This window comes from Stenotrophomonas maltophilia, assembly GCF_039555535.1.
GTDB classification, from domain to species: domain Bacteria; phylum Pseudomonadota; class Gammaproteobacteria; order Xanthomonadales; family Xanthomonadaceae; genus Stenotrophomonas; species Stenotrophomonas maltophilia_Q.
In genome coordinates this window covers 2,251,109-2,267,865 of record NZ_CP154630.1, presented here as the reverse complement: position 1 = coordinate 2,267,865, position 16,757 = coordinate 2,251,109, and the positions used below count along the sequence as shown (strand labels likewise).

The 16,757-nt window shown below is 66.8% G+C and carries 15 protein-coding genes; 11 read left to right on the top strand and 4 right to left on the bottom strand.

Annotation, left to right across the window (positions count from 1 at the left end; all coding sequences use genetic code 11):
• Positions 1–1,182 (bottom strand): efflux RND transporter periplasmic adaptor subunit, encoded by a 1,182-nt coding sequence (locus AASM09_RS10470; RefSeq protein WP_049430469.1) that lies wholly within the window; start codon positions 1,180–1,182, stop codon positions 1–3.
• A 237-nt stretch (positions 1,183–1,419) separates the two neighbouring features.
• Between AASM09_RS10470 and AASM09_RS10465 the strand changes: the two genes are divergently transcribed.
• From AASM09_RS10465 to AASM09_RS10455, 3 genes are read left to right on the top strand one after another with little or no spacing between them, the layout of a single operon-like run.
• Positions 1,420–1,983, top strand: a complete 564-nt coding sequence (locus AASM09_RS10465) for a hypothetical protein (RefSeq protein ID WP_180848961.1) — start codon at positions 1,420–1,422, stop codon at positions 1,981–1,983.
• 53 nt (positions 1,984–2,036) lie between these two features.
• Entirely contained in the window at positions 2,037–2,753 is a 717-nt protein-coding gene (locus AASM09_RS10460) for a response regulator (RefSeq protein WP_049430497.1), read from the top strand.
• A gap of 3 nt (positions 2,754–2,756) precedes the next feature.
• Complete coding sequence (locus tag AASM09_RS10455) at positions 2,757–3,833, top strand: ATP-binding protein (RefSeq protein WP_049430499.1); 1,077 nt, start codon at positions 2,757–2,759, stop codon at positions 3,831–3,833.
• A gap of 145 nt (positions 3,834–3,978) precedes the next feature.
• Here AASM09_RS10455 and AASM09_RS10450 read toward each other — a convergent pair whose 3' ends face one another.
• On the bottom strand, positions 3,979–5,067 hold the full coding sequence (locus AASM09_RS10450; protein ID WP_049430501.1) for a DNA glycosylase AlkZ-like family protein: 1,089 nt from the start codon (positions 5,065–5,067) through the stop codon (positions 3,979–3,981).
• Between the two features lie 77 nt (positions 5,068–5,144).
• Positions 5,145–5,759: a TetR/AcrR family transcriptional regulator gene (locus AASM09_RS10445; protein WP_049430471.1), complete on the bottom strand. Its 615-nt coding sequence runs from the start codon at positions 5,757–5,759 to the stop codon at positions 5,145–5,147.
• A 301-nt stretch (positions 5,760–6,060) separates the two neighbouring features.
• Between AASM09_RS10445 and AASM09_RS10440 the strand changes: the two genes are divergently transcribed.
• Positions 6,061–8,196 (top strand): TonB-dependent receptor, encoded by a 2,136-nt coding sequence (locus AASM09_RS10440; RefSeq protein ID WP_370672013.1) that lies wholly within the window; start codon positions 6,061–6,063, stop codon positions 8,194–8,196.
• Between the two features lie 251 nt (positions 8,197–8,447).
• Here AASM09_RS10440 and AASM09_RS10435 read toward each other — a convergent pair whose 3' ends face one another.
• Complete coding sequence (locus AASM09_RS10435; protein WP_049430475.1) at positions 8,448–9,113, bottom strand: TraX family protein; 666 nt, start codon at positions 9,111–9,113, stop codon at positions 8,448–8,450.
• 114 nt (positions 9,114–9,227) lie between these two features.
• Between AASM09_RS10435 and pip the strand changes: the two genes are divergently transcribed.
• The 7 genes from pip to AASM09_RS10400 all read left to right on the top strand — a co-directional run bounded on the left by pip (position 9,228) and on the right by AASM09_RS10400 (position 16,745).
• Positions 9,228–10,175 carry a prolyl aminopeptidase gene (gene pip / locus AASM09_RS10430; protein WP_049430478.1) on the top strand — a complete coding sequence of 316 codons (948 nt, stop codon included), beginning with the start codon at positions 9,228–9,230 and terminating at the stop codon, positions 10,173–10,175.
• Positions 10,176–10,494: 319 nt separating this feature from the next.
• Positions 10,495–10,794: a hypothetical protein gene (locus AASM09_RS10425; RefSeq protein ID WP_049430480.1), complete on the top strand. Its 300-nt coding sequence runs from the start codon at positions 10,495–10,497 to the stop codon at positions 10,792–10,794.
• A 292-nt stretch (positions 10,795–11,086) separates the two neighbouring features.
• Entirely contained in the window at positions 11,087–11,386 is a 300-nt protein-coding gene (locus AASM09_RS10420; protein ID WP_005413574.1) for a hypothetical protein, read from the top strand.
• A gap of 63 nt (positions 11,387–11,449) precedes the next feature.
• Complete coding sequence (mgtA, locus tag AASM09_RS10415; protein WP_049430482.1) at positions 11,450–14,209, top strand: magnesium-translocating P-type ATPase; 2,760 nt, start codon at positions 11,450–11,452, stop codon at positions 14,207–14,209.
• A 31-nt stretch (positions 14,210–14,240) separates the two neighbouring features.
• The gene (locus AASM09_RS10410; RefSeq protein WP_049430484.1) at positions 14,241–14,978 is read left to right on the top strand and encodes an MgtC/SapB family protein; all 738 of its coding nucleotides are present in this window, start codon (positions 14,241–14,243) and stop codon (positions 14,976–14,978) included.
• Positions 14,979–15,055: 77 nt separating this feature from the next.
• Positions 15,056–16,111: a sensor histidine kinase gene (locus AASM09_RS10405; protein WP_049430486.1), complete on the top strand. Its 1,056-nt coding sequence runs from the start codon at positions 15,056–15,058 to the stop codon at positions 16,109–16,111.
• Positions 16,104–16,745: a response regulator transcription factor gene (locus AASM09_RS10400; protein ID WP_100443841.1), complete on the top strand. Its 642-nt coding sequence runs from the start codon at positions 16,104–16,106 to the stop codon at positions 16,743–16,745. The genes AASM09_RS10405 and AASM09_RS10400 overlap by 8 nt, the downstream gene beginning before the upstream one ends.
• Positions 16,746–16,757 lie beyond the last annotated feature (12 nt).

The window sequence follows — 16,757 nt, the reverse complement described above, 5'->3', positions numbered from 1 at the left end:
TCACATCCCAAGCAGGCTGGTCGGTTCGGATTCACCGCCGCTGGGCGCCTGGCCGATCACCACGTTCTCTCCCGCCCGCAGGCCGCTCAGTATCTGCACGGCGGTGGCCGTGCGCAGGCCGGTCGTCACTGCACGCTTGCGCACTCGGCCCTTGGGGTCGACCACGCGCACGGTGCCGCGGTTGCCATCCATGTCGTCCGGCGCAACCAGCGCCGTCAACGGTACCTGCAGCGCATTGGCGGCGCGCGCGAGCTGCACGGTCACCTTCACCGTCATCGATGGTTTCAGTTTCAGGCCGGGGTTGGCCACATCGAACAGGCCGGCGTAGTACACCGCCTTGGGCGACTGCGCCGAGCCGCCTGCATTGCCGGTAGCGACGTCGGCAATGGAAGATGGCGCTGGCTCCAGCTGCTGCAGGTGGGACTCATAACGGCGACCGCTCGGCCCCAGGGTCGAGAACCACAGCGGTTGCCCCGGCGCCACCAGTTCCACGTCAGCCTCGGCAATCTCGGCACGCACCGTCATCGTGTCCATCTGCGCCAGCATCACGATGGTCGGCGTGGTCTGCATCGAGTTCAGCGTCTGTCCTGCCTTGGTCACGATGGCCACGATGTAGCCGTCGCTGGGCGAGACGATGCGGGTATAGCCCAGGTTGATCCGTGCGGTTTCCACCTGGGTCACTGCCTGGTCGATCTGTGCCTGCAGCGCGGCCACTTCCGAACGCGCCGCATCGCGTGCCATGCGCGCGGCTTCGAAGCCCTCCTGTGACACCAGTCGCGACGCCACCAGCTGCGACTGCCGCTCGTAGACACCGCTGGCCTGCGCATGGCGCGCCTGGCTGGCGGCATGCTGGGCACGCAGTGCATTGGTGGCTGCCTCGGCGCTGCGCAGCGCGATGCGCTGCGGCTGCGAGTCGACCTCGGCGATCAGTTGGCCGGCCTGTACCCGCTGCCCCAGCACCACATGCAGGCGCTTGACCTGGCCGGACACCTGCGCGCCCACCGCAACCAGCTCCTTGGGATTGACCCGGCCGACCGCCTGTATGGTCTTTTCCAGATCTGCCACCTGCGCCGGCGCGGTGATCAGCGCGGCATCCCCGTCTTCGGCCAGCGCCCACCATCCGGTGCCCGCGACCAGCGTGGCCACGGTACCGGCAATGATCCAGATCCTGCGATTGCTCATCGAAACGCCCGGCTGCCTGCAGTCGCCCGATGCGACCGCCGAGACTGCAGTCTGGAAGCCGTGGATGGACATTCCTTGGAGCCATCGTGGAGATTGCATGGAGATGCGCCGGCCGTTCAGGCATCCCCCCCCGCTCCTGAACGCCGTGGCCTGCGTCCACGCAATCTCGACACAATCTCGACCGAGTCTCCATCAACGGTCGCTAGCCTCGTCGGCCTCGCCGACTGCGCCCCCGCCGTGTCCCTGCCGTTTCCAGACCTGCCTCCCATCGATGTCCGCCGCGCTTACCTTGCCTGGTGCGCGCCTTCGTCGCTTGCGCTGGTGCTGGCGTCGACCAGTGCCTGGATGCCTGCCAGCGCGAACCCGGCGCCGCCCATACTGGCGGGTGCCGGTGCCGCCGCGCTGGTGTGGTTCCGCAGCGAAGGCCCGCGTCACGCAGGCCGCGCGGGGGCTCCGGCATCACTGGCCCTGATTGGCCTGGCCGTCTGGGCGGCGGCACTCCCCACCGCCAATCCTGCCACCCTGCAGCGCCTGCTTGCCTTGGCTGCGGCACTGGTTGTCATCCTGCTGGCGCTGCGCCTGCACGCCGTCGTGGGCATGGCGCGCAGGCTGCAGGCCCGGGTTGAGGCGACGCCCATGGCATCGCGCTGGAGCAAGCTGCCGGCTTCTGTATCCGCGCTGATGGTGCAGCAGTTGCACGACCTCGGCGCAGTCGAGCCCAGCCTTCAGCGCACGCTGGTGCTGGCCACCCTGGCCTGGGCAGCGGACGAGGAAGCGCAGGCGATGGAGCAACGACGATGACGCTGCCCTGGATGCCGCCACTTCCCGCCCTTGCCATGACGCTGCAGAACGCAATGAAACACGATCTCCGCTCCCGACAGGCACCCCTGGTGCTGATTGCCGAAGATGAAGGCGAAATTGCCGACATCCTCGGCGCCTACCTGGCTCGTTCAGGACTGCGCAGCACCCGCGCTGCCGACGGCGAGGCCGCCCTCGCCAGCCACCGCCAGCTGCGCCCCGACCTGGTGCTGTTGGATGTGCAGATGCCCAAGCTGGACGGCTGGCAGGTGCTGAGCGAACTGCGCCGGCGCGGCAACACGCCGGTGATCATGCTCACCGCGCTCGACCAGGACGTGGACAAGCTGACCGGCCTGCGCGTGGGTGCCGACGACTACGTGGCCAAGCCATTCAACCCGGCCGAGATCGTGGCACGCATCCAGGCTGTACTGCGCCGCAGCGCCCGTACCGTGGTCGAAGAACCCAGCGGGCTGATCCGCCAGGGGCCGTTCGAGATCGATCTGCGCAGCCACGAGGTGACGGTGCGCCTTGGCGAGCAGGTTCATGCACTGAACTTCACCCTCACCGAGTTCCGCCTGCTGGTGCACATGGCCCGCGCCCCACGCCAGGTGCATGCACGCGTTGACCTGCTGCATGCCTGCCTGCCCGAAGGCGATGCGCAGGAGCGCACCGTCGACAGCCATGTCAGCAAGCTGCGTCGAAAGCTGGAAGACGTCGGCGTGATCGGCATTCCCGCCACCATCCGTGGTGTTGGCTATCGTTTCCTGGACTGAATGATGAACCCCAAAGGCAAGAGCATCGGCCGCCAGATCACGCTGTCCATCACGGTCGCCTCGCTGTGCTCGACGGTGCTGTCGATCAGCGGCTTCTACCTGTTCTACTATTTGATGGAGGTGTTCTATCCGCGCTGGTATGACGAGCCGGAAACGATCATGCCGTCCGGGCTGGAGTGGTTGTGGATCGGCCTGACCGCCACCGTGGTCGTCATCTTCGCCACGCTGGTCGCCTCGCGCCTCACCCGGCGCATCATCACCCCGTTGAACTCGGTGGCCGAGAGCCTGCGCCGGGTCGCCAGTGGCGATCTGGAGGCCCGCGCGCGCGGCGGTGACACCTCGATGACCGAAGCGGCCACCCTGGTCAGCGATTTCAATTCCATGGCAGAGCGGCTCAACCGCATGTCGGAGAACCGGGTGTTCTGGAACGCGGCGATCGCACATGAACTGCGCACGCCGATGACCATCCTGCGCGGCCGCCTGCAGGGTATCGCCGAAGGCGTGTTCGAGCCGGGGCCCGAACAGTTCAACAGCATGCTCACCCAGCTGGAGGGCCTCACCCGCATCATCGAGGACCTGCGCGTGGTCAGCCTGGCCGAGAGCGGCCATCTCGACCTGCGCCTGCAACGCAGCGACGTCAGCGTGCAGGTGGCTGCGGTGGTGGAGGCGATGTCCGAGGCGCTGGCCGAAAGTGGCTTCTCGGTGAGCCTGGACGCGCGGCCGTCGCTGGCGGACTGCGATCCGGCCCGCATCCGCCAGGCGGTGCTGGCGCTGCTGGAAAATGCACGACGCCATGCCATCCCCTGCCCGCTGCGGGTACGCGTCACCCTCGCCGAGGGGCATTGCACGGTGGCCGTGGAAGATGGGGGGCCTGGCGTGCCGGACGAACTGCGCGACAGCATTTTCGAGGCCTTCCAGCGCACCGATGTCTCGCGCTCGCGGCAGAGCGGCGGTTCCGGGCTCGGCCTGGCGGTCGTGCGTGCGATTGCCGTGGCCCATCACGGAACCGCGCGGTGCCGGGCTACCGAACGTGGCGGCAGTTCATTCGAGATCCGCTGGCCGGTACATGCGCGGCGTTGAGATTGCTCAAGGGTCCGCCTCGATCATCGCCTTGTAGAGCCGAGCCCATGCTCGGCTGCCATTCGTGCGCCCCGCGCGCAATAGGTGGGTCTCATGGATACCGAAACGCAGCTCAGCGCAACGCGCAGCCGAGCATGGCTCGGCTCTACAGAAAAGCGGCCATGCGTTGCAGTTCTTCGTCCAACGCGCCACGAAACACCTTGTCACGGGCCAGCGACTTGCCGGCATAGCCCACGCTGGATGCCAGCTCACCGTCACGCATGCTGACGTTGGCCCAGCCCACCACCTGGTCGTGCCATAGCACTGGCAATGCGTAGTAGCCGTACTGGCGCTTCGGTGCGGGTGTGTAGGCTTCGAACTTGTAGACCCAGCCCCATAGCAGCTCGAAGCGGCGGCGGTCCCACACCACCGGGTCGAACGGTGCCAGCAGGCGCACCTGCTCGTCCGGTGCGTGTCGGCGCGATCGCGGGTTCTCGTTGGCTGGCCAGTACCAGGTCGTTCCATCCAGCGTGCAGCTGGCCAGCTGTTGCTTGGCCAGCTTCAGCGCCTGCCGGCTCTGTTCGGCCAGATGCGGTGCACCGTAGCCCAGCAGCCGCACCAGATAGGTCAGGCTGGCCGAGGGCAGCGGCGCGTACTTGCGCACCACCAGGTCGATCAGGGCGGCCGCGCGTTCGACCTGCGCTTGTTCGCTGGCATCCAGCTCGGCATGCTCGGCCACTGCATAGATGCGGGTGCCACTGTCGCGCCGCTGCACGCGCAGCAGGCCACGGTAGTGCATGCCATCCAGCAGATGCGTACTGGCATTGCTGGTGCCGCCCCAGTAGTTGGTCACCCGCCCATGCGCAAACGCCTGGTCAACCTCACGCGGGTGCACGCTGCCGCGCTCGCGCACGAACGCCAGCACGTCGGCCGCACGACGATGGGTCTCGGCGTCCCACTCGCGCTTGGACACGCGCGGGTGCATCAGCGCCAGATGCTCGCGCGGCAGGAAGCCGTAGTTCACCAGGCAGTCCTCTTCCACCGGCAGTCGCGCATAGCGCCGCTCAAGATCGCCTGCACGGTAGTCCTTCACCCGGTGGCGCAGGGTCAGGTCCTGTGCCCGTGCCGGTGCGCGGATCGGGTCGGCCTGCACGAAACCCAGGCGCCGGATCGCGGCCAACAGCGTGGTGGGTTTGAACAGCGTGCGCGCCACCGCGTGGCGGCGCAGATCATCGAGGGTGGGCGTGGCAGGCATGGCCGCATTGTAGATCCGCGCCATGCGTGGATGGGGCCCTGACGGACCGTGTGCCGGTATCCACGCATGGCGTGGATCTACCGGACGCCGAGTACGTCCAGCGAGCCGATCACCAGCGCACGCATGCCCTGCCTGAACTCGGCAATCACTTCCTCGTCCTGCACGCGCCGCCCGGTCAACGCTTCGGCCTCGTCATCCACCAGCCCATACACCGTGTCCGCACCGGCAATGCAGTAGAACGCAATCGTGGCCAGCACCCAGCGCGCCTTGTCCAACGGCAGGCCGAATACTTCGGCCACATGGGCCTGGTGCGAGGCGATCTTTTCCAGCATCGGCGTGGTCGCCACCGAGCGCCGCAACAGGTAGGGCGGCAATCCAGGGTGCGCTTTCACCACCTCGCACAGCGATTCCACGAAGACCATCAGGTAGCCCTGTAGCCCACCCGGCGCCTCGACCGACGCGCGCGGAATCTGCCAGCGCTGGAACACCGTATCGGCCACCAGCCGCTTCAAGGCCTCCAGGTTGGCCACACGCTTGTAGAGCGCGGCCTGGGTCACCGCCAGCTCGGCGGCCACGTTGGCCATGGTCAGGTTCGGCAGGCCCAGCTTGATGCCGATGTCAGCCAGACGCTCGGGAGTGATGGTGGGCGGGCGGCCACGGGCCGGCGCCGGGATCTCGGGTTGCATGCTCATACCGTCGCGAGGGTGCCAGTAAAAGGACCCTCTTGTCCGCTTCATATGATTTAGTTTATTTTACTCAACTAATTCGGAATGCGTCTGGGCCGCACCCCGCCGCCATCCGGAATCGAGCCCGTGGCTCACTTCCCGCCAGGTCCCCACCCAGCCGACAACCCTGCGCTGCGCCCTCCCGCGTGCTTGCCGTTGGCAACGCGCCAGGCGCGTTCGCACCTGCGATTCACAGGAATCTGGCATGACCGTGTTTGACCTCCCCTCTTCGCCCATCCGTCCGGCCGTGGCAACTACCCGGCTGCCGATGCAGCCGCCCGGCCTGGCCCGGCGCTATCGCGTTTCGACCCTCGCGCTGGGGCTGCTGGCCTCGTTTGCCGCGCTGGCCGACTCCGCGCCGTCCACCCTGCCCTCGGTGCAGGTGCAGGAACAGCGACGGGCCACCGCCGACTATGCCGGAGGACAGGTGGCGGGCGGCGGTCGTGTTGGCCTGCTGGGCGACAAGGACTTCATGGACACGCCGTTCAGCACGGTCAGCTACACCGAGTCGTTCATCCGTGATCGCCAGGCCAAGGACCTCACCGACGTCATCGCCGCCACCGACCCGACGGTGTTCAGCAACGGCGTCACCGGCGCGTGGAGCGAGAACTATGCCATCCGTGGCTTTGCCTCCAACACCAGCGACACCACCTTCAACGGCCTCAGCGGCATGGCGCCCTACTACCGCACCTCGCCGGAGATGTTCGAGCGCATCGAAGTGCTGAAGGGGCCGTCCGCGCTGCTCAACGGCATGCCACCGGGCGGCTCGGTGGGCGGCGCGGTGAACCTGGTGCCGAAGCGCGCTGGCGAGCAGCCGCTGCTGCGGGTCAGCACCAACTTCGCCTCCGATGCGCAGTTCGGCGCCCACGTGGACATGGGCCGTCGCCTCGGCGCAGGCAAGCAGTTCGGCATCCGCTTCAACGGCGCCTGGCGTGATGGCGACGGCGCCGTTGGCAAGCAGAGCAAGAAGGTTCAACTGGGATCGCTGGCACTGGACTGGCGCGGTGATCGCACCCGCCTGTCGGCCGATCTGTACAGCGCCGACGATCGCGTGGACGGCCCGGCCCGTGGTGTCGGCCTGGCACCGGGCGTCGCCATTCCCCGCCCGCCGCGGGGCGACACCCTGATCAACCCGGACTGGGCCTACGTGGACAGTCAGGACAAGGGCGCGATGCTACGCGGCGAGTTCGACATCAATGACAGCGTGATGGCCTACCTGGCCTATGGCACCAGCAAGACAAACTACCGCTACAACGGCTCGATCAGCGCGCAGATCCTCAACCCGGCCGGCGACTTCAGCACTGTGATCGGCCAGTTGGCCTTTGACATCAAGAAGCAATCCGGTGACGCCGGCCTGCGCGGCAGCTTCCGCACCGGTAGCGTAGGCCACCAATGGGCCGCCAACGTGACCCACTACCAGCACACCCAGAACGACTATGGCCGCCGCAGCGTGCCCGGCTGGGACTGGACCACCAACCTCTACAACCCGGTGTGGGGCCCGGCCGCGCCGTTCGTAGCGCCACACATCTCGCATACCGACCTGCGCCTGGACAGCCTTGGCTTCGCCGATACCCTCTCCTTCGCCGATGACCGCGTGCAGCTGACGCTGGGCGTGCGCCGCCAGCAGGTAGTCAGCGAGACCTTCAACGTGGCCACGGGCGTACGTACTTCGCGGTATGACGAGAGCGCTACTACCCCGGCGGCAGCCTTGCTGGTGAAGGCCACCGACACGATCTCGGTCTACACCAACTACATCGAAGGCCTCAGCCAGGGCGCCACCGCACCGATGACCGCCGCCAACGCGGGCGATGTGTTCGCACCGTTCCGCACCAAGCAGAAGGAGCTGGGCATGAAGCTGGACATGGGTAGCTTCGCGCACACCTTCAGCGTGTACGAAATCAAGCGGCCCAGCAGCTACACCGACCCGGTCACGAATATTTTCTCGTTCGGCGGCGAACAGCGGAACCGCGGTTTGGAATGGGGCTTCTTCGGTGCGCCACTGGACGGCGTGCGCCTGCTGGGCGGCGTGGCCTATGTGCAGCCGAAACTGACCCGCACGGCAGGCGGCGTGAATGAAGGCCGCATGGCCACAGCGGTTGCGCAGCGGCAGGCCAAGCTGGGTGTGGAGTGGGATGTGCCGACCTTGCAGGGCCTGACCTTGACCGGCAATGCCACGGCGATGTCGAAGCAGTACATCAGTGCCGACAACAGCCTGTCGGTGCCGGGCCGCACGCTGTTCGATGTCGGGGCGCGCTACAGCACCACCGTGGCGGGTCGACCGCTTGCGCTGAGAGCCAGTGTGAACAACGTGACCAACAAGGCGTATTGGGGCATGCCGTTGTTGTCGAGCCTGGCGCTGGGTGCACCGAGGACGGTGCTGGTGTCGGCGACGATGGACTTCTGAGACAGGCGCCTCCACGCCAGACATGCATCACCTGTGGAGTCGAGCCATGCTCGGCTCGCTTTGCCGGTCACGCATGGCGTGGATTTCCCAGAACGTGTAGAGCCGAGCCATGCTCGGCTCCGGTTCGCCCGCTGAGTCGGGCATGGCTCGACTCTACACACGCCGATGGCGGCATGCTTCACCCCCCACCTGCGACGCGCATTCCTTGACCGCATCCGGCATTCAAGACACTCGACATGCCAGTTCCGACATTACACAAGCAGATGGGCAACCAACGCCAGCACCGCCAGATGCCCCACGTAATACCCGTAGAACGCCCACCGCCAGCGCGGCAGTGGCCATGTTACCCGCGCGGCCAGCAGCACCACCGGTACGGCCAGCAATGCCCAGCCGTTGTGGTTGACCCAGCACACCGCTGCGAGCCCGACCAGCAGCAGCCACCACGCGCGATGCCGGAACGCGATCCACCCCAGCAGCACGCAGCCGACACCCGCCCACTGGTAATCCACGAACATCGGCAGCACGCCAGCAGCCAGCAACAGCAGAACGGGCCGATGGTTCGCCAGCGCGTGCACGGCCACGGCCGCCAAAGTGAAGGTAAGCAGGATGTTGAGCGGCAACCAGGCGCCAAACGCGAATGCGTGCAATGGCTGCGCGATCAGCCCCCACAGCGCCAGCCGGCGCATCGACTTGCGCAGGTCGGCCCCGGGCTGGGCCAGGTTGCAGGCCATCACCAGCGCGAACAGCGGGAAGGCAATGCGCCCCAGTTCGCTGACCACCGGCACGTAGCCGTCGAAGACCACCTTGGCCACGTGATCACCGGTCATGGCCAGCAGTGCGATCCACTTCAGCAGCTCGCGCGCGCCGCTGCGGAGAGTGAAGTTGAAGGTTGACGTCCCGGTCGTGGTCGCTTGCATCGCGGCAGCTTATGCGCATCGGTCAGCCCATTTCCAGCATCGCGAAAGCATGTGCCACTGCAGGCACCCGGCTGCGGCGCTATGCTGGCCGCCCCTGCTTGTGAGACACCCGCCATGCGCAGCCTGTACCCCGCCATCGAGCCCTACCGCGAGTTCACCCTGCCGGTGAGCGATCTGCACACGCTGCATGTCGAAGAGTGCGGCACACCGGACGGCATTCCGGTGGTGTACCTGCACGGCGGCCCAGGCGCGGGCATTTCACCCACTCATCGCCGCTTCTTCGATCCGGCACGCTACCGCATCGTGTTGATCGACCAGCGTGGCAGCGGCCGCTCCACACCGTTCGGCGAGCTGCGCGACAACACCACGCAGGACCTGGTGGCCGACATCGAGAAGGTGCGTGAGCACCTGGGCATCGAGCGTTGGCTGGTCTATGGCGGCTCCTGGGGGTCGACCCTGTCACTGGCCTACGCACAGGCGCATCCCGAGCGCGCCACCGGCCTGATCGTGCGCGGCGTATTCCTCGGCCGCGAAATGGAAAACCGCTGGTTCGCCGAGGCCGACGGCGGTGCGCGCTGGATCTTCCCGGAGCGCTGGGACCGCTATGAAACCTACATTCCGGAAGCCGAGCGCAGCGACATGATCGCAGCCTACTGGAGCCGCATGGATGGCCCGGATGAAGCGATCCGGATCGAAGCCGCGCAGGCCTGGCTGGGCTGGGAAGACAACGCGGCCACCCTGCAGCACGACGTGGATGCCGAATCCACCGATGACCCGCTGGATACCCTCGCCAAGGCCCGCATCGAGGCGCACTACTTCCGCAACGGCATCTTCCTGGAACCGGACCAGCTGTTGCGTGATATCGATCGCATCCGCCACCTGCCGGGCGTGATCGTGCAGGGGCGCTACGACATCATCTGCCCGCCGCGCAGCGCCTGGGACCTGGCCAAGGCCTGGCCGGAAGCGCGGCTGGAGATGGTGACCTCCGGCCACAGTGCCAACGAGCCGGCCACGGTGGATGCGCTGGTGCGGGCCACGGACGCCTTTGCCGACCGCTTCTGAAGCAGACGGGAGTGCCGGCCGCTGGCCGGCTTCCTGCCGTTCCAGGGTAGAGTCGGCTGTTAGTCGACTGCTCTTGGCAGGAAGCTGAAAGCTCCGCGCTGCGCGCGATAGTCGACTAGCAGTCGACTCTACCGAGCCGTCTCCGTCGAGCCACCTCGCCCAGGCGTCTCCGCGCAATCGTAGCTGTGCGGCCCGGTGAATGGCGACCCACCGGCAACGGTCCACGAGCCCCATTCTTCGCAGCCCACTTACAGCCTCCCGCAGAAGATCCGGCCGTGACCACCGCACCGGTAGTCCGCCTTTTCTTCAGGAGCACGCCATGATCGCTTGTCGCTACCTTCCCATTGCACTCTCGCTTTGTGCGGCCCTGCTGCTGGGCGCCTGTTCCAGGACCCAGGAGGCGAGCAAGGCCACCGCCGCCGAGGACGTCACCGAAGTGAAGTTGATACCGCCGTACGAGTCGCTGGACAGGGACAAGGACGGCATCGTCACCCTGGCGGAAGTCGATGCGGTAGCACCGGACTGGGCCGAACGCCTGCATGCCTGCGATACCGACCGTGACAAGACGTTGACCCGTGGCGAGTACGACGTCTGCAAGCAGACCAGCGCTTCGCATTGATCCATTACTGAACCCTCGATTGGCGCTACGGGTACCCGGCTATACCAAGGTATAGCCGGGGTAACCCACGAGCCTCTAGGACTGCCCCATTCAGGGGCGGACAATAGCGCCACTGGCCAGGGCAGCCCTGGCCGGCCCCTCCCCTCATGGAGACGCAGATGGACCCCGACCCTGCCGGGCGCACCGCGCCCCGGATGCCCGCTTGTTGCCTGTTCCTGGCGCCTGCCCGCCGGTCCCTGCCTGTCTGAGTGAGGGGGGATCGCCAGGTGCCGCCTGCCTGGAGATCGCCCCCATGTCATACAAGATCCTCTACATCACCCTGCGCCGCCTGATCGGTGAGCGCGATGTTGCCGCTCTGCGCAGCCAGCTGCTGCAGCACGGCCCGGTCATGTTCGCCCGTTCGCTGTCGCTCGGCTCGCCACGCGTGGTGGCCGACGCGCTGTCGTTGCTGCCGATCAGCGAACGCATCACGGTGCTGCGCCACCTGCCCTACCCCCTGCGCGATGCGATGAAGCCACTGTGCATCGGCGGCAGCCAGCGCCTGCACATGCAGCCGTGGTCACCGGCGGTGCTGGCGATGCGCCACGCCTGATCTGTTTCGTCCATTCCGTTCGTGTTCCGGCCCCGGCCGGCTCTGACATTCAAGGAGCGTCCCATGAGCCTGCTCAACGCCTGGTTCAACGCCTTCCTGCGCAGCCGTCGCGCAGGCAACCTGTTCCGCCGCCGCGCGATGCCCGAGGCCGGCTTCGGCCCGGGCAGCGCCGAAGCGGCACCATTCGCACTCACCACCGGCCTGGTCACCCTCGCCCAGCAGGATGAAGACCAGCTGCTGGCCACGCTGGAATCACATGCCGATGGCCTCAGCCCGCATGAGGCCGAGGAACGACTGGCCACGCTCGGCCCCAACGAGGTGGATCACGAAAAGCCGCTGCCGTGGTGGCGCCACCTGTGGCAGTGCTACCGCAATCCGTTCAACCTTCTGCTGACCGTGCTGGCGGCGGTGTCCTGGCTGACCGAGGACATCAAGGCGACGATCGTCATCGGTGCGATGGTGCTGCTGTCCACGCTGATCCGCTTCGTGCAGGAGGGTCGTTCGAACCGAGCGGCCGAGCGGCTGAAGGCACTGGTCGGCAACACTGCGCGCGTGCTGCGCCGCAATCCCGGCACCGAGGCTGCGGATGTGGCCGACCAGTACTTCGGCGCGCACCTGCACAGCCGCCGCCCGGCGCGCCTGCTGGACCTTCCGATCCGCGAGCTGGTGCCCGGTGACCATATCGTGCTGTCGGCCGGCGACATGATTCCGGCCGATTGCCGCGTGCTGAGTGCCAAGGACCTGTTCGTGGCGCAGGCGGCAATGACCGGTGAGTCGCTGCCGGTGGAGAAGTTCGCGCACCCGGGCGACGGGCTGGCCGGCCTGCTGGAGCAGCACAACCTGCTGTTCATGGGCACCAATGTGGTGTCCGGTACGGCCACCGCCATTGTGCTGGCCACCGGTAACCGCACCTACTTCGGCACCCTGGCCCAGCGCAGCACCGCCACCGACCGCGCACCCACCGCGTTCCAGGCCGGCGTCAACAGCGTCAGCTGGCTGCTGATCCGCTTCGCGCTGGTGATGGTGCCGTTCGTACTGCTGATCAACGGCTGGACCAAGGGCGACTGGACCGAGGCCTTCCTGTTCGCGCTGTCGGTGGCGGTGGGCCTGACCCCGGAAATGCTGCCGATGATCGTCACTTCCACCCTGGCCAAGGGCGCGGTGCTGCTGTCGCGGCGCAAGGTGATCGTCAAGCGGCTGGATGCCATCCAGAACTTCGGCGCGATGGAAGTACTGTGCACCGACAAGACCGGCACCCTTACCCAGGACAAGATCGCGCTGGAGCGCCACACCGATGTGTTCGGCCACGATTCGGAAGACGTACTGAAGTTCGCTTACCTCAACAGCCACTTCCAGACCGGGCTGATCAACCTGCTGGATCGTGCGGTACTGGAGCACGTGGAGCTGCAGAGTTCGCTGCGGCTGTCGCAGGACTACCACAAGGTGGATGAGATTCCGTTCGACTTCGAGCGCCGCCGCATGTCGGTGGTGGTCTCCGAGCGCGAGGACCACCACGAGCTGATCTGCAAGGGGGCGGTAGAAGAGATGCTGGCGGTCTGCAGCACCGTGCGTGAAAACGGCCAGGACATGCCGCTGGACGAGCGCCGCCTGGCCCGCGTGCGGCAGACCACCGAGGAGCTGAACGAACAGGGCCTGCGTGTGGTCGCGGTGGCGATGAAGGAGACCGCGGCCAGCCAGACCGCCTATTCGCAGGCCGACGAATGTAGCCTGACCCTGATCGGCTACGTGGCGTTCCTCGACCCGCCGAAGGAATCGGCCGCGCAGGCGCTGCAGGCGCTTGCCGCGCATGGCGTGGAGGTCAAGGTCTTCACTGGCGACAACGAACTGGTGACCGCCCGTGTCTGCGCACAGGTGGGACTGGATGCCGACACCATCCTGACCGGCCCGCAGATCGAGCGCATGGATGACGGTGCGCTGTCGCGGGCGCTGCACCACCATCGCGTGTTCGCCCGGCTGACGCCGCTGCACAAGGAGCGCCTGGTGCGCGAGCTGCGTGCTCAGGGCAAGGTGGTGGGCTTCCTTGGAGACGGCATCAACGATGCCCCGGCACTGCGTGCGGCCGACATCGGCATCAGCGTGGACAGCGCCGTGGACATCGCCAAGGAGGCCGCCGACATCATCCTGCTGGAAAAGAACCTGATGGTGCTGGAAGAAGGTGTCATCCAGGGCCGGCGCACGTTCAACAACATGCTGAAGTACATCCGCATGACCGCCAGCTCCAACTTCGGCAATGTGTTCTCGGTGCTGGTGGCCTCGGCCTTCCTGCCGTTCCTGCCGATGCTGCCGCTGCAGCTGCTGGTGCAGAACCTGCTGTACGACATCTCGCAGATCGCCATTCCGTTCGACAACGTGGACGAGGAACTGGTGCGCAAGCCGCTGAAGTGGAACCCGACGGACATCGGTCGCTTCATGGTCTTCTTCGGGCCGATCAGCTCGATCTTCGACCTGACCTGCTTTGCGTTGATGTGGTACGTGTTCGATGCCCGCACGCCGGCCGACCAGGGCCTGTTCCAATCCGGCTGGTTCGTGGTCGGCCTGCTGACCCAGACCCTGATCGTGCACATGATCCGTACGCCGAAAGTACCGTTCCTGCAGAGCATCGCTGCACCGCCCCTGCTGCTGATGACCGGCCTGATCATGGCCATCGGCGTGGCCCTGCCGATGAGCCCGTTGGCCGGCTACTTCAAGCTGCAGGCCCTGCCGGCCGGCTACTGGCCTTTCCTGGTGGCGATCCTGTTCGGCTATGCGGTGCTGACCACTGCGCTGAAGCGGTTCTACATCCGCCGTTACGGCTGGCAGTAAGCGCCCGCCGCCTGGTCCAGGGAGAAACACAATGGACATCAATCCCAACCTGCCGGCGTTCAACGCCGGCGCAACGCTCAGCTCGCTGATCAGCCTGTCGGTGGCATTCGTGCTGGGCACGATCATCGGCCTGGAACGGCAGCTGCGGCAACGCACCGCCGGCCTGCGTACCAACACGCTGGTGGCGGTGGGAGCGGCGGTGTTCGTCGATCTGGCGGTACGCTTCCATGACCTGTACGGCGGCCCGCCGTCGCCGCTGCATGTGGTTGCCTATGTGATCTCCGGCGTCGGCTTCCTCGGTGCCGGCGCGATCATGAAGGACGGCGCCCAGGTGTCCGGCCTGAACACCGCCGCCACCCTGTGGGGATCGGCGGCCGTGGGCGCATGTGCGGGCATCAAGCTGCTGCCTGAGGCGGTACTGGCGGCGGTGTTCGTGCTGGCCGCCAATACTTTGCTTCGGCCCGTGGTGAACCGCATCCAGCGGCAGCCACTGCCGGAAGCGTTCAGCGAGGCGACCTATGCGATCAACGTGGTCTGCCAGCGCGAGCAGCAGGCCGAGGTGCTGGACCGGTTGTTGCTGCTGCTCGAGCAGGCGCAGTACCCGGTGCGCGCGGTGGACCAGCGGCCGTTCGGCGAGCGCGACGTGGAGATCGAGGCGGTGCTGTATGCCACCACCGTCGATGCCGGTGAGCTCGATGCGGTGCTGGCCACACTGGCGACGACGCCCGGCGTACTGCAGGGGTTCTGGAACGCCAGCCTGGAGGAATAGTGGTTCGGTACTGCCGGCCGGCATCCACCCAATGGCGGCTTTGCTATCCTTTCCGCCCACGCCAGGGAGCCGTCCCGATGCCATCGCTGTCGCCCCGCCGCCCGCTGGTGCTGCTGGCTCTGATCGTCGTGATGGCGGCGATCTTCCTGATCGACACCGTCACCGATTATGCGGTTGCCGCCGCCTGCTTCTACGCAGCAGTCATCCTCGCCGCGTCGCGCGTACTGAGCGCGCGCGGGCTTATCACCCTGGCCATTGCCTGCATCGCGCTGACCGGGCTGAGCTTCTTCCTGACCCGCTTCGGCACCTACCGCATCGGCCTGGTCAACTCGGTGATCGGCATGCTGGTGATCGGCATCACCACCTACCTCGCCCTGAACATGGAAGCGGCCAAGGCCGCCGTGCAGGAAGCACAGGGCCGCCTGCTGCGGGTGGCGCGCGCTTCCACCGTGGGCGAGCTCACCACCTCCATCGCGCATGAAGTGAACCAGCCGCTCGCCGCCATCGCCAGCAGCGCCGAAGCCTGCCAGCGCTGGCTGGCACAGGACCCGCCGAACGTGGACAAGGCACGGCAGACCGTGGCCCGCATCCTGGCCGATGCGCACCGCGCCGGCGACGTGATCGCCCGCATCCGCGGCCTGACCCAGGGCGCGGCACCGGAACGACGCGCCTTCGATCTGAACCAGGCGGTGGAGGAAATGCTGGCGCTGTCGCGCAGCGAGCTCGACCAGCACGGCGTGGCCGTGGCGCTGCTGCTGGACGCCGACCTGCCTCCGGTGCAGGCCGATCGCGTGCAAGTGCAGCAGGTGATCGGCAACCTGATCCTCAATGCGGTGGACGCGATGGAAGGCGTGCCCGCCGCCGACCGGCGCCTGTCACTGCTGACCCGGCGTGACGGCCAGCGGGTCAGTCTCAGTGTGCGTGACCGCGGCGTCGGCCTGCCCGCCGACCATCCCGAGCGTGTGTTCGATGCCTTCTGGACCACCAAGTCACACGGCTTGGGGCTCGGGCTCAGCCTGAGCCGTTCAATGATCGAGGCCAATGACGGCCAGATCCGCGCCGAACGCCCCGCAGGCGGCGGTGCCTGCTTCATCTTCGACCTGCCCGTCGCCCTGGATACCCCTCATGCGTAAGCCCCCTGCACCTGCGGCCGAACCGGCGCCGATCGTCTACGTGGTCGACGACGATCCATCGGTGCGCGCGGCGCTGGAAGACCTGCTGGCCTCGATGGGCCTGCAGGTGCGCGCCTTCGCCTCCACCCAGGCCTTCCTTGAACACGAACTGGAAGACACCCCTGCGTGCCTGGTGCTGGACGTACGCATGCCGGGCCAGAGCGGGTTGGAGTTCCAGCGCAGCATGGGCAGCCTGGGCCTGCAGCTGCCCGTGGTGTTCATCACCGGCCACGGCGACATCGCGATGGGCGTCAACGCGATCAAGGACGGCGCCATCGAGTTCCTGACCAAACCCTTCCGCGACCAGGAACTGCTCGATGCGATCCACAAGGGCATCGAGCTCGACCGCCTGCGGCGCCGCGAGGGCGAAGCACTGGGCGCGCTGCAACAGCGCTGGGCCACACTCAATACCGGTGAGCGCGAGGTGGTCGATGGCGTGGTGCGCGGCCGTCTCAACAAGCAGATCGCCGGCGACCTGGGCGTCAGCGAGATCACGGTGAAGGTTCGCCGCGCACAGGTGATGCGCAAGATGGGTGCGCGCACCCTGGTGGATCTGGTGCGAATGTATGACCGCCTGCAGGCGGGCAGCGCTTGAATCCGGAAGCCG